The 12,556-nt window shown below is 63.5% G+C and carries 13 protein-coding genes and 1 tRNA gene; 8 read left to right on the top strand and 6 right to left on the bottom strand.

Annotated features, from left to right (window positions below; genetic code table 11):
• The first annotated feature begins 443 nt into the window (after positions 1-443).
• The 8 genes from ACUXV1_RS17610 (at position 444) to ACUXV1_RS17575 (ending at position 8,381) form a co-directional block, all read left to right on the top strand.
• Positions 444-1,838 carry an L-cystine transporter gene (locus ACUXV1_RS17610; protein ID WP_043590896.1) on the top strand — a complete coding sequence of 465 codons (1,395 nt, stop codon included), beginning with the start codon at positions 444-446 and terminating at the stop codon, positions 1,836-1,838.
• Between the two features lie 187 nt (positions 1,839-2,025).
• A complete protein-coding gene (locus tag ACUXV1_RS17605; RefSeq protein ID WP_446016095.1) occupies positions 2,026-3,363 on the top strand; it encodes a CoA-disulfide reductase in 1,338 nt (445 codons plus the stop codon).
• Between the two features lie 153 nt (positions 3,364-3,516).
• Entirely contained in the window at positions 3,517-4,608 is a 1,092-nt protein-coding gene (gene apbC, locus ACUXV1_RS17600) for an iron-sulfur cluster carrier protein ApbC (protein ID WP_081555387.1), read from the top strand.
• Positions 4,609-4,618: 10 nt separating this feature from the next.
• A complete protein-coding gene (gene murI, locus ACUXV1_RS17595; RefSeq protein WP_194427731.1) occupies positions 4,619-5,401 on the top strand; it encodes a glutamate racemase in 783 nt (260 codons plus the stop codon).
• A complete protein-coding gene (locus ACUXV1_RS17590) occupies positions 5,398-5,850 on the top strand; it encodes a ribonuclease domain-containing protein (protein WP_114152087.1) in 453 nt (150 codons plus the stop codon). The genes murI and ACUXV1_RS17590 overlap by 4 nt, the downstream gene beginning before the upstream one ends.
• The gene (locus tag ACUXV1_RS17585; protein ID WP_043637558.1) at positions 5,841-6,119 is read left to right on the top strand and encodes a barstar family protein; all 279 of its coding nucleotides are present in this window, start codon (positions 5,841-5,843) and stop codon (positions 6,117-6,119) included. The genes ACUXV1_RS17590 and ACUXV1_RS17585 overlap by 10 nt, the downstream gene beginning before the upstream one ends.
• 353 nt (positions 6,120-6,472) lie before the next feature.
• Positions 6,473-7,705: a dicarboxylate/amino acid:cation symporter gene (locus tag ACUXV1_RS17580; RefSeq protein ID WP_019103577.1), complete on the top strand. Its 1,233-nt coding sequence runs from the start codon at positions 6,473-6,475 to the stop codon at positions 7,703-7,705.
• Positions 7,706-8,156: 451 nt separating this feature from the next.
• Positions 8,157-8,381, top strand: coding sequence for a GNAT family N-acetyltransferase (locus ACUXV1_RS17575; protein WP_446016142.1), 225 nt, complete (start codon positions 8,157-8,159; stop codon positions 8,379-8,381).
• 137 nt (positions 8,382-8,518) lie between these two features.
• On the opposite strand, the gene ACUXV1_RS17570 is transcribed toward ACUXV1_RS17575, so the two are convergent.
• The 6 genes from ACUXV1_RS17570 to dacB all read right to left on the bottom strand — a co-directional run bounded on the left by ACUXV1_RS17570 (position 8,519) and on the right by dacB (position 12,545).
• A tRNA-Ser gene (locus tag ACUXV1_RS17570) sits at positions 8,519-8,608 on the bottom strand.
• A gap of 142 nt (positions 8,609-8,750) precedes the next feature.
• Complete coding sequence (locus ACUXV1_RS17565) at positions 8,751-9,755, bottom strand: NAD(P)H-dependent glycerol-3-phosphate dehydrogenase (protein ID WP_043637555.1); 1,005 nt, start codon at positions 9,753-9,755, stop codon at positions 8,751-8,753.
• A gap of 9 nt (positions 9,756-9,764) precedes the next feature.
• The gene (locus ACUXV1_RS17560; RefSeq protein WP_019101499.1) at positions 9,765-10,208 is read right to left on the bottom strand and encodes an SH3 domain-containing protein; all 444 of its coding nucleotides are present in this window, start codon (positions 10,206-10,208) and stop codon (positions 9,765-9,767) included.
• A gap of 13 nt (positions 10,209-10,221) precedes the next feature.
• On the bottom strand, positions 10,222-10,674 hold the full coding sequence (gene secB, locus ACUXV1_RS17555; RefSeq protein ID WP_019101498.1) for a protein-export chaperone SecB: 453 nt from the start codon (positions 10,672-10,674) through the stop codon (positions 10,222-10,224).
• Between the two features lie 132 nt (positions 10,675-10,806).
• A complete protein-coding gene (gene grxC / locus ACUXV1_RS17550) occupies positions 10,807-11,064 on the bottom strand; it encodes a glutaredoxin 3 (protein ID WP_043637552.1) in 258 nt (85 codons plus the stop codon).
• A 98-nt stretch (positions 11,065-11,162) separates the two neighbouring features.
• Positions 11,163-12,545: a D-alanyl-D-alanine carboxypeptidase/D-alanyl-D-alanine endopeptidase gene (gene dacB, locus ACUXV1_RS17545; RefSeq protein ID WP_446016093.1), complete on the bottom strand. Its 1,383-nt coding sequence runs from the start codon at positions 12,543-12,545 to the stop codon at positions 11,163-11,165.
• Positions 12,546-12,556: the final 11 nt, after the last annotated feature.

Raw genomic sequence — 12,556 nt, 5'->3', positions numbered from 1 at the left:
ATAAAAACAGCTATTTGCAACCAAGAAAATCCATTTCCCTCAACAAGAGGGGCTGCCAGGCGCCCCGGCTGGCGCCGACGCTTGCCGCGCCATTGCGGCCCTCCGCTTTATCGCTCCTGCCCAAGCCCCCTCGCGGCTGATAGAAAAACAATCAATAAGCTTATTCTTATTAATATAAGTAAAACGAATGGAAACTCGGTAAAATCGCGCCTTTATCACCGTATCTCCCGGCATGGCCGCGCGCGTTCCCTCGCGCCTCACCCCGCCGGGATGAAGCTTTTTTTATCAGGATTCCACGCTCGTCTGACCTCGCTCAAAATGCCGACGCCAAGCCGTCGCTACCCTGAGCCCAGCTCGCCGCCCCACCCCAAACCTCCTACACCCAGCCGGCCCGGGCGGCCAGTGAAACCTGACGACAAAACCAATAGATTAAGGGGTTTCCCATGACCTTGACCGTCATCGCCACGCTAGCCGTCACGCTGGCCTTGCTGGCGCTGCTGTGGCAGCAGCAACGCACCCACGTTTCTTTCACCAAGCGGGTCTTCACCGGCCTGGCCTTGGGCGTCGCCTTCGGCGCCGCTCTGCAATGGCTCGCCCAACCCGGCTCGCCGGCGCTGGCCGCCTGCCTGGAACTATGTGAAATCATCGGCTCCGGCTATGTGAAGCTGCTGCAGATGATCGTGATCCCGCTGATCATGGTGTCCATCATCGCCGCGCTGCTCAAGCTGGAAGGCGGCTCTTCTCTGGGCAAGATCAGCGCCGCCACCCTGGGCGTGCTCTTGTTCACCACGATGCTCGCCGCCGGCGCCGGCATTCTGATGGCCAATCTCTTCGGCCTCAGCGCCGAAGGCCTGACCGCAGGCGCCGCCGAAGTGGCGCGCGGCGAATCGCTGGTGAAGAACCTGAGTACGGTCGAAGACCTGTCCTTCAGCAAGCTGGTGCTGGACTTCCTCCCGGCCAACCCCTTCCTGGACATGACCGGCGCGCGCAAGACCTCCACCATCGCGGTGGTGATCTTCTCCGTGCTGATCGGCCTGTCCGCCACCGGCATCGCCCGCAAAAAGCCCGAGCTGTTCGCCAGCTTCAGCCACTTCATCGCCGTGGCCCAGGCCATCGTGATGCGCATGGTGACCCTGGTGCTGCGCTTGACGCCCTATGGCGTGTTCGCGTTGATGACCAAGGTGGTGTCCGGCTCCAGCTGGACCGACATCGTCAACCTGATCAATTTCGTGCTGGCCTCTTACGGCGCGATGCTGCTGATGTTCGCCGTGCACCTGCTGCTGGTGGGCCTGGCCGGCGTCAACCCGCTGCGCTGGACTAAAAAGGTGATTCCGGTGCTGACCTTCGCCTTCACCTCGCGCACCAGCGCCGGTTCTATTCCAATGAACGTGGCCACGCAGAACAAGCTGCTGGGCATTCCGGACGGCATCGCCAACTTCGCGGCCTCCTTTGGCGCCACCATCGGCCAGAACGGCTGCGCCGGCATCTACCCGGCCATGCTGGCGGTGATGATCGCCCCCACCGTGGGCGTCAACCCGATGGACCTGCACTTTATCGTGCCCTTGATCGCCATCATCACCATCAGCTCCTTCGGCGTGGCCGGCGTTGGCGGCGGTGCCACCTTCGCCGCGCTGATCGTGCTGTCCGCGCTGGACTTCCCGGTGGCGCTGGCCGGCCTACTGATCTCGATCGAACCGCTGATCGACATGGGTCGCACCGCGCTCAACGTCAGCGGCTCCATCACCGCCGGCACCGTGACCAGCCGTCTGCTGGGCCAGACCGACATGCAGGTGTTCAATAGCGACCGCGAGATCAATCTGGACGAAGAAATGGCTTAAGGCGCTGCGCGCCCCGCCGCCTTGAAAACCGCCGGAGAATGCCTATTTACAGCCTTACAGCCTGTAAACCCAGCATGCCCGGCGGTTTTTCCATGAAAGCGGCCAACAGCCCCATAATGCAAACCGAGCCCGCCCTAGTGCGAGCCGGCGCAACGCGGCACAGCAAAACCACAGACGGGAGCATTATATGAAAATCGTCATCATCGGCGGCGAAGCCGCCGGCATGAGCGCGGCGGCCAAGGCGCGCCGCAGCGCGCCGCAAGCTGAAATCGACGTCTACGAGATGTCCGAGATCATCTCCTTCGGCGCTTGCGGCCTGCCCTACTTCGTCGGCGGCGAGTTCGACGATCCCGGCTATATGGCCGAATTCAGCGTAGAAGACTTCGCCAAGCGCGATATCCGCGTGCACACCGGCCACCAGGCGCTGAGCATAGATCCCGCCGCCAAACGAGTGCGGGTGCGCCGGCTGGCGGATGGCGAGGTCTTCGACGCCGCATACGACAAACTGATGATCGCCACCGGCGCCAGCGAAATCCGCCCGCCGCTGCCGGGCCTGGACTTGCCTGGTGTGCACACGCTGCGGGTGATGGAGGATGGCCTGGCGTTGCGCGCCGCCGCGGCCCGCGACGAGGTGCGCGAGGTCGCCATCATCGGCGCCGGCTTCATCGGCCTGGAACTGGCCGAAGCCATGGTGCGCCTGGGCAAGCGGGTGCGGCTGATCCAACTGGCGGAGCGAGTGATGCCAGACGCCTTCGACGCTGAAATCACCAGCCAGATGGAACAAGAGCTGCGCGAACACGGCGTGGCGCTACATCTGTCCGAGGCCGTCACCGCGCTGCACGGCGACGGCGCGGTGCAAAGCGTGCTTACCGATCACGGCGAATACCCGGCCGACCTGGTGGTGTTGAGCATAGGCATACGTCCCAACACCGCCTTCTCCGCCGACGCCGGCCTCGCGCGGCTGGGCAACGGCGCCATCGTGGTCGACGCCTACGGCGAGACCAGCCTGCCGGACATCTACGCCGCCGGCGACTGCGCCGCCGCGCCGCACCAGCTGACCGGCCAACCGGTCTACGTGGCGCTGGCCACCGGGGCCAACAAGCTGGGCCGCCTGGTGGGCGAGAACATGGCCGGCGGCCGCCAGGCCTATCCCGGCACCCTGGGCTCCGCCGCGGTGCGGGTGCTGTCGCTGGACGCCGCGCGCACCGGCCTGTCCGAGACTCAGGCGCGCGCGGCCGGCTTCGACTGCAAGAGCGTGCTGGTCAAGGACAAGAACCACACCAATTACGTGCCCGGCCAGGCGGAAGTCCACGTCAAACTCTGCTATGAAACCGGCAGCCAGCGGCTGCTGGGCGCGCAGATGATAGGCCGCAACGGCGATGTGGTGCACCGGCTGGACACGCTGGCCGTGGCCATCGCCAAAGGCGTCAGCGCGCGCGAACTGGGCATGATGGACTTCTGCTACGCGCCGCCGTTCGCCCGCACCTGGGACGTGCTCAACGTCGCCGGCAACGTGGTCAAATAAACCAGGCTGGCAGCAAGCCCAACTTGCCCGCGCCGATGCCAGCGCGGGCAAGTTGGGGTACACTGCCGGACAGCCACAGATTCAACGGATGTCCTCCCCATGCTTTCCAAGCTCACCCGCCTTTTCCAGTCCTCACCGGGAACCGAAAACAGCATGTCACTCAGCGATGCTCAAGTGCTGGAAGCCGTGTCCAGCCTGATCGACGACAATACCGGCAAACCCTTCGTCGCCGCCAAGGCGGTGAAAAACATCAAGATCAGCGACGCCGAGCTGTCGCTGGACGTGGTGCTGGCCTACCCGGCCAACAGCCAGCACGAATCCGTGCGCCAGCGCTTTGAAGCCGCGCTGGCACCGCTGGCCGAGCAACGCAAACTAAGCGTGCGCGTGGGCAGCCAGATCACCAGTCACTCCGCCCAGCGCGGCGTGCCGCTGCTCTCCGGCGTCAAGAACGTGATCGCCGTCGCCTCCGGCAAGGGCGGCGTGGGCAAATCCACCACCGCGGCCAACCTGGCGCTGGCGCTGTCCGCGGAAGGCGCGCGCGTCGGCATCCTGGACGCCGACATCTACGGCCCGTCCCAGCCGCTGATGATGGGCTTGCAGGGCCAGCGTCCGGAAACCCCGGACGGCAAGAGCCTGAAGCCGCTGGAAAGCCACGGCGTGCAAACCATGTCCATCGGCTACTTGGTGGATGCGGATCAGGCCATGGTGTGGCGCGGCCCCATGGTCAGCCAGGCACTGCAACAGTTGCTCAACGACACTCGCTGGGACAATCTGGACTATCTGGTCATCGACATGCCGCCGGGCACAGGCGACATCCAGCTGACGCTGTCGCAGAAGGTGCCGGTCACCGGCGCCGTCATTGTCACCACCCCGCAAGATATCGCGCTGCTGGACGCGCGCAAGGGCGTCACCATGTTCCAGAAAGTGGGCATTCCCATCCTGGGCATGGTGGAGAACATGGCCATCCACGTCTGCTCCCACTGCGGTCACGCTGAACACATCTTCGGCGAAGGCGGCGCGGCGCGGATGGCTGCGGACTTTGGCGTGGACGTGCTGGGCTCCTTGCCGCTGGACATGGGCATCCGCCTGGCGGCGGACGGCGGCACCCCCACGGTGGCGGCCGATCCGGACGGCAAAGTAGCGGAGCTGTACAAGGCCATCGCCCGCAAAGTGGCGGTGAAGGTGGGCGAGAAAGCCCAGGACTTCTCCAGCAAATTCCCCAAGATCGTCATCCAGAACAACTGACACACGCATCATGATCGCGATGTTCGACTCCGGCCTCGGCGGCCTTTCGGTATGGAAGGCCGTGCGCGCCGCGCTGCCCGGCTGGGGCATCACCTATCTGGCCGACCAGGCCTACTGCCCCTACGGCCAACGCAGCCACAGCGACATCGCCGAGCGCAGTGTCAGGATGGGCCGCTACCTGCAAGAACAAGGCGCCACCCTGCTGGTGGTGGCCTGCAACACCGCCACCACCGCCGGCATCGCCGCCATGCGCCGCGAACTCTCCATCCCGCTGGTGGGCATAGAACCGGCGATCAAGCCGGCGGCGGCCATGAGCCGCACCGGCCGCATCGCAGTACTGGCCACTCAGGCCACGCTGCAAAGCGAGCGGGTGCGCAAACTGCTGGACACCCACGCAGGCCACGTTGAAGTGCTGCGCCGCGTGGGCGCGGGCTGGGTGGAACAGGTGGAGGCCGGCGAACTGGACAGCCCGCGCACGCGCGAACTGGTGGCGGACGTAGTGCGGCCGCTACTTGGCGAAAACATCGACCACATCGCGCTGGGCTGCACCCATTACCCGTTTTTGGAGCCGCTGATCCGCGAACTCACCGGCGACGGCATCGCTTTGTACGATCCGGCCGAAGCCATTGCCCGGCGCGTGGCCTCGCTGCTGCCGGACACCGCGCCCGCCGCCGCTCCGGCCTACCGCTTCATCACCACCGACGCCGACAACGCCGGCATGCGTCGCATCCTGCCGCTGCTGATCGGCGCCGACTATCCAGTTGAATCCCTGCCCATGGAGCAAGCCCAATGATTCCACGTCTATCGCGCCTGCTGGCGCTGGCCTGTCTGATCGCCGCCCCCGCTGCCTGGGCCTTGCCCCAATGCTCGCTAGTAGCGGCCCAAGTCAATCAGCAAGCCGGCAACCGGCTCAACCAGAACGAACTGAGCGCGGTGCTAAGTCAACTGGGCAAGAACGGCCAGCTGCCTCCGCAATTCATCAATAAACGCCAAGCGAAAAACGCCGGCTGGCAACCCGGCCGCAGCCTGTGGAGCGTGCCCGGCCTCAATGGGAAATCGATAGGCGGCGACCGCTTCGGCAATTACGAAAAACGCCTGCCCAAAGGGCAATGGCAGGAAGCCGACTTGAACTATAAAGGGGGCAAGCGCGGTGCTTACCGCATCGTGTTCTCCGGTTCCGGCCAGCGTTTCGTCACCGTGGACCACTACAACCGCTTCATCGAGGTGCCACCATGCCAGTAAAAGTTTGCGAACTGCACCACATCAAAAATCTGGACCAGTTGTTTGACGAACTAAGCCGGCAACTGCTTTTGCCGGCGCATTTCGGCCGCAATCTGGACGCGCTTTACGACAGCCTGGCCAAAGACGTGGCGGGACCGTTCGAGATCGTATGGCGCGAAACGGAGGAAGCGCGCAAGGCGCTGGGCGTGGACCTTTACACCACCATCCTGGAAATTCTGGAAACCGTGGCCGAAGAGCGCGGCGATGTCACGCTGGACATCCACCACTGACGCATCAGGCCGCCGCCGCAAGGCGCCGGGGGCGGCCCCATCCCAATGGCAAGTTCATCATCATTCGTTTCCGCAACACATACTCAGCCACGAAATTCAAGACTCGAAATACAACAAAGACAAGCGTTCGCTAATTCACTATAATCCCACCCCTAAATAGGTCAACAACTGTCCTACAACTGGCAGCAATGCCAATAAAATCAAACAACAATAACGTAGGCAGGCCACTACATCGGCAACCTTGACACACACGAAGCGGCTGCTCCCTCCACCGGACCGGCGCCGGCATTGTTTCATTGCGAACTTGCCGTGTTGTTATCAAAACGCTCTCAAATACAGGTAGGAACTTCTCAATGCAGTCGAAAAAACTCACAGGGCTGATCCTGATCGGCCTGGTGCTGGGCATCATTACCGGCTATCTCTATCGCGAGAATGCCGCTAGCGAAGCCGACATCAAAGCCTTCGCAAGCAATATCTCCATCCTGACCGACATCTTCCTGCGCCTGATCAAGATGATCATCGCGCCCTTGGTGGTGTCCACCCTGATCGTGGGCATCGCCAAAATGGGCGACGCCAAGACCGTGGGCCGCATCGGCGGCAAGACCATGCTCTGGTTCATCAGCGCTTCGCTGATGTCCCTGACCCTGGGCCTGATCATGGTCAACCTGCTCAAGCCGGGCGTGGCGCTCAACCTGCCTCTGCCGGATACCCACGCCACCAGCGGCATCCAGGCCGGCGCGCTGTCGGTGAAGGACTTCGTCACCCACGCCATCCCCAAGAGCGTGTTTGAAGCGATGGCCACCAACGAAATTCTGCAGATCGTGGTGTTCTCGGTGTTCTTCGGCTGCGCGATGGCCGCTTTGGGCGACCGCGCCAAGCTGCTGATCGACACCATTGACGTGGTGGCTCACGTGATGCTGAAAGTGACCAGCTACGTGATGCTATTCGCGCCGTTGGCCGTGTTCGGTGCCATCGCCGCCACCGTGGCCAAGGAAGGCCTGAGCATCCTCGCCACCTACGGCAAGTTCATGGCGGAGTTCTACCTGTCCATCGGCATCCTGTGGGGCCTGCTGATCCTGGCTGGCGCGATGTTCATCGGCCCGCGCGTGCTGAAGCTGATGGGCATGATGCGCGAGCCGCTGCTGCTCTCCTTCACCACCGCCAGTTCCGAAGCCGCCTACCCCAAGACCCTGGAACAACTGGAGCGCTTCGGCTGCTCCAACAAGATCGCCAGCTTCGTGCTGCCGATGGGCTACTCCTTCAACCTGGACGGCTCGATGATGTACTGCACCTTCGCCGTCATCTTCATTGCCCAGGCTTACGGCATCGATCTGACGCTGGCGCAGGAAATCTCCATGCTGCTGATTCTGATGCTCACCTCCAAGGGCATGGCCGGCGTGCCGCGCGCCTCGCTGGTGGTGATCGCCGCCACCCTGGCTCAATTCAATATTCCGGAAGCCGGCCTGCTGCTGTTGCTGGGCATCGACCACTTCCTGGACATGGGCCGCTCCGCCACCAACGTGGTGGGCAACTCCATCGCTACCGCGGTGGTGGCCAAGTGGGAAGGCGAGTTGAAAAAACATTGAGCACCGCCTGCTCCGTTGAACGCGCCGCCCTCCGGGCGGCGTTTTTTATGGCGGCGAGAAATGACTCAGCCCTGTTGTTCGGGTAAAGCCGACTTGTCATGCGGCGTCTGCCGTGGCCCTTGCGTAGATCGGGGATGGCACTGCGCAGGATTTGCTCGCAGGCGTACAGCCGACCTTCCAGTCGTTTCAAAGAGGAGGCCACCGCCACGCTGCTGAACGGACACAATTCGGAGAGTTGCGTATTCAGAGGCTATGGCGTTATGAGCTGCCACACGCAAATGCCGCAGAATGAGGCAAGACGCGGCGATCGTTACTGATTGGGGTAGCGGGTCAAGCAAGATGCCGTTGGTGGCTTGGATGGATCTGGATTAGGGTCTGGTTTGTGGTTGCCGAGAGGGATCTGTGAGAGTGGCGCATGGCTGGGTAGCCAGTCCAGACCCCGCCCTCCTTTATTGTCGATACCGAGCAGCGGCTGGGTTTTATCGTTTTTCAGGAGCAAGAGGGGGAGATACGTTTAGATCATCTCTATGTGCTGCCCGAGCATCAGGGTAAAAGAGTCGGCGCCTTGGTGCTGCGGTGGGTGTTGGAGCGCGTGGCCTCGCTAGGTTTGGTGGCACGGGTCACCGCCTTGCGAAATAGTAAGGCCAATCGTTTCGTCACGGTTTTATCTTGTTGAGCCAAAGGCCGTTCGATAGCTATTACCGCTGTGTCAGGGCCGGGAGAAGAAGACTACAATGGTCAGCGCAAACAGGTGGAGGGGCGGAAGAACAAAACAAAAAAGCCCTGATTGCTCAGGGCTTCAATGTCTGGTTCTGGCGGAGAGGGAGGGATTCGAACCCTCGGTACGCTCGCACGTACGCCTGATTTCGAGTCAGGTACATTCGACCACTCTGCCACCTCTCCGACTCAGAGTGGGGCATTCTATTGGGCCCGGGTTTAGCTGTCAATAGCCTTGTCGCAGCTAGCCATAAAAAACGGACTGCTCTCTTCCGAGCAACGGTCCGTTTTTTCATTCAGCCGGCAACGCCGGCAGATGGCAGAGGCTTCAATGCAGCAGATCGCCGGCCTCCGACTTGGGGGAGCGGCTCAGCAACTCCTGCACTACCCGCTGCGGGTCGTGCCCCTGGTAGAGCAAACCGCAAACCGCGGCGGTGATCGGCATGTCCACTTCCAGCCGTTCAGCCATGGTCAGCACTTCGCGAGCGGTGGCTACGCCTTCGGCCACGTGGCCCAACTCTTGCAACGCTTGCTGCAAAGGCTTGCCCTCGGCCAGCTTCAGCCCTACCTGACGGTTGCGGGACAGCGCTCCGGTGCAGGTGAGAATCAGATCGCCCATGCCGGCCAGGCCCATCATGGTCTGCTGGCTGGCGCCCAACGCGGTGGCCAGACGGGTGATCTCGGCCAGGCCGCGAGTGATCAGCGCGGCGCGGGCGTTCATGCCGTATTCCAGGCCGTCCGCCACGCCGGTGGCGATGGCCATCACGTTCTTGACCGCGCCGCCCACTTCCACGCCCACCAGGTCAGCGTTGGCGTAGAGCCGCAGCAGCGGGCTGTGCAGATCTCGCGCCACTTGCCGGGCGAAGGCTTCGTCGTCGGAGGCGACTGCCGCCGCCGCCGGCAAGCCCTGCGCCACTTCACGGGCGAAGCTGGGGCCTGACAACACGCCGCAGCGGTGGTTGGCCGGCAGTTCTTCCGCCACCACTTGGTGCGGCAGCAAGCTAGAGCCGGCCTCAAAGCCCTTGCAGGCCCACAGCAGCGGCGGCAGGTGCGAAGACAGCGCGGTCAACGCCCGCAGCGTGGGCCGCAAACCGGCCATCGGCGTGACGATGAGAATGAGTTCGGCGTCCTGGATAGCGCGCGGCAGTTCCGCGGACAGCTTGAGCGCATCCGGAAACGGGCAATCGGGAAGATAGCGCTGGTTGACGCGCTTGGCGGCCAATTCGGCCACCTGATTGGCGTCGCGCGCCCAGAGCGTGACTTGATGGTGACGGGCGAAGGCGATGGCCAGGGCGGTGCCCCACGCGCCAGCGCCCAGGATGGCCAGTTTCATGCGTAGCCTTTACAAGCCCCAGAGGTCGGTAATACGAGCATAGCCGATGCTGCCGTCGCGGTGGCGGACTTTGACCCAACCGCCCTTGGGCGGCTCTTGCAGCTCCACCACGCCGTCCTTGGGCACGGTGTAGGCCAGCGGGGCATCGTTGGCCGGCGCGGCGCGTACTTCCGCCTTGTCGGCGGTGATCAACAGCCAGCGCTGTTTGGACAACGCGGCGGCCGGAATCCAGGCGATGCCGCCGGTGGCGTCGCGCACGCGCGACCATTCTTTCTGACTGCTCAGCACTTCCACCGGGTAGTAGCGGCTCACCACGAACAGTTTCTTCGAGGTGAGCGCCGGCGCCTCGTACAGCGCCACGCCGGTTTCCTTCACTGAGCGAAACTCAAGTGCGGCGGCGCTGTGAGCCAACAGGCCCAGGCTCAGCGCCAGCGGATATACGAGGCGTTTCATTGATTGCGTCGCCTCAGGCGTTGCCGGCTTCGGCCTGTTGCGCGCGTTGCTGCATGTACAGGGCTTCGAAGTTGATCGGGGACAACAGCACCGGCGGGAAGCCCGCGCGGTTCACCACGCTGGACACGGCTTCGCGCGCGTACGGGAACAGGATGTTGGGGCAAGCCACGCCCAGGATGGGGTCGATGTCTTCGGCCGGCACGTTGCGGATCTGGAAGATGCCGGACTGACCCACTTCGCACAAGAACATGGTTTTTTCCGGCAGCTTGGCGGTTACGGTCACGGTCAGGGTCACTTCGTAGAAACCGTCGTCCAGCTGCTTGCCTTCACTAGCCAGCTGCATGTCAATTTCCGGCTGTTCTTGCTCCAGGAATACCTGCGGCGCGTTAGGCACTTCCAGGGACATGTCCTTCACATAGATTTTCTCGATGGAAAACGCCGGCTGCAGCTCTTGTTGTTCGCTCATCTCTTTGTCTCACACGGAGGCCGCTCGCAAGCGGCCGGTTTGGGAATGGTTAAAACAGGCCTGCATCATCGCACGAAAGCGGTTCAGGGCCAACCGCCCGCAAACGAGGGCTTTGATCGCAGGCAAAACGGCTCAATCGCCCAGCAGCAGCTCCAGCTTGCCGGCCTGGTTCAGCGCCACCAGGTCGTCGCAGCCGCCGACATGGGTGTCGCCGATGAAGATCTGCGGCACGGTGCGGCGGCCGGTCAGATCCATCATCTTGTCGCGCTCGACCGGGTCCAGATCAATGCGGATTTCCTTGATGTCGGCCACGCCTTTGGCGGCGAGGATTTGCTTGGCGCGGATGCAGTAGGGGCACACCGCGGTGGTATACATGGTTACGGGTTTCATCGATGGCTTTCGCGAAATCGGGCGCTCCGGCAAGGAGCGCGCAAAGCCCGATATTATACCGCCGCCGCGCGCGCCGAAACCGTCAATCCGCCATGTTCTTACTTGGAGGCCTCGAAGCGGTCGATCAGATCGGCGACGATCTGGTCCATCGCCTTGCCCATCTCCGGCGCGCGCGGGCTGTTGACGATCACCGCCAGCGCCAGCCGGCGGCCGTCCGCGCCCAGCCAGTAGCCGGCCAGAGCCTTCACGTCCTTCAAGGTGCCGGTCTTCATCCGCAGCCGCGGGCCTTGCTCGGCGAAGCGCTTGCGCAAGGTGCCGTCCTCGCCGGCGATGGGCAGGCTGGCCAGGAATTCGCTGGCGTAGGGCCCGCGCGCGGCGTTGAGCAGCACCCGCCCCATCAGCCGCGCGCTCACCCGCTCGCGGCGCGACAGGCCGGAACCGTTTTCCAACACCAGCGTTTCATCGGAAATGCCGTTGGCCGCCAGTAGGCGCCGCACTGCGTGCTCGGCGTTGGCGCGGGTATCCTCACCGCCGCCGCCCTCCTTGCCCAAGGTCAGGAACAGGGTGCGCGCCATGGTGTTGTTGCTGTATTTGTTGATGTCGCTGATCGCCACGGTCAGCGGCTGCGAGTCGTGGCCGGCCAGTTCGCGCGCGCCGGCCGGCACCCGCCCCAACCCCGCACCCTTGGGTCCGGCTCCGCCCAGCGCCTGCCATAGGGCAACGAAGTCCTGGCTGGCGAAAGCGTCGTGGTCCAGCACGTTGACGAAGGTTTTGACGCCGTCGCAGCTGGGCGGCAAAGTGCCGCTGACCGTGACGGAACGCATGTCGTTGGCGATGCTAACGTAGCGGCGCACATCGGAACAGTCATTCGGGCCGCCCTGACCGCCGGCCTGAAGCTTGGCGTTGACGCTGACGCCTGCCAACGGCGGGTCCAGCGCCACGCGCGCGCCGCCGGCGTCGACGTAAAAGTTGAGCCAAGCCACTTTCAGGTTGGTCAGGTGGCTGTCCGGCTCCACGGTGAAGGCGCGGCCGGCGTCTTCGTCGAAGTCGTGAGCGCTGGACACGCCCTTGAACGCGCTCTTGTCCAACACCAGCTTGCCGTCTATCCGTTGCACGCCGCGCAGCCGCAGACCGTATAGCAGATTAAGCAGGCTATCGTTGTTGAAACGCGGATCGCCGGCGCCCAGCCAGTAAAGATCGCCTTGCAGCGCGCCGTCGCGCACCGGCGCGGCGGACCACAGTCCGGTGTGCCAGCGGTAGCCGGGCTTGAGCAGGTTCAACGCGCTCCAACTAGTGATCAGCTTCATGGTGGAGGCCGGATTGACCGCGCTGTCCGCGCGATGGCCGGCCAGCTCCTTGCCGCTTTCCACCGGCGCGGCCCAGACGGCCACTTCCTCCGGCTTGAGGCCATGCAGGTCTAACGCGCGGGCCGGCAACGCCGGCAAGAGCAGACAAGCCGCCATCAGGATTTGTTTCTTCATTGCTTTCATTG

The organism is Chromobacterium sp. W521 (assembly GCF_052805975.1).
Note: the sequence above shows the minus strand (reverse complement) of the source record. Positions and strands in the feature narration are given on the sequence as shown.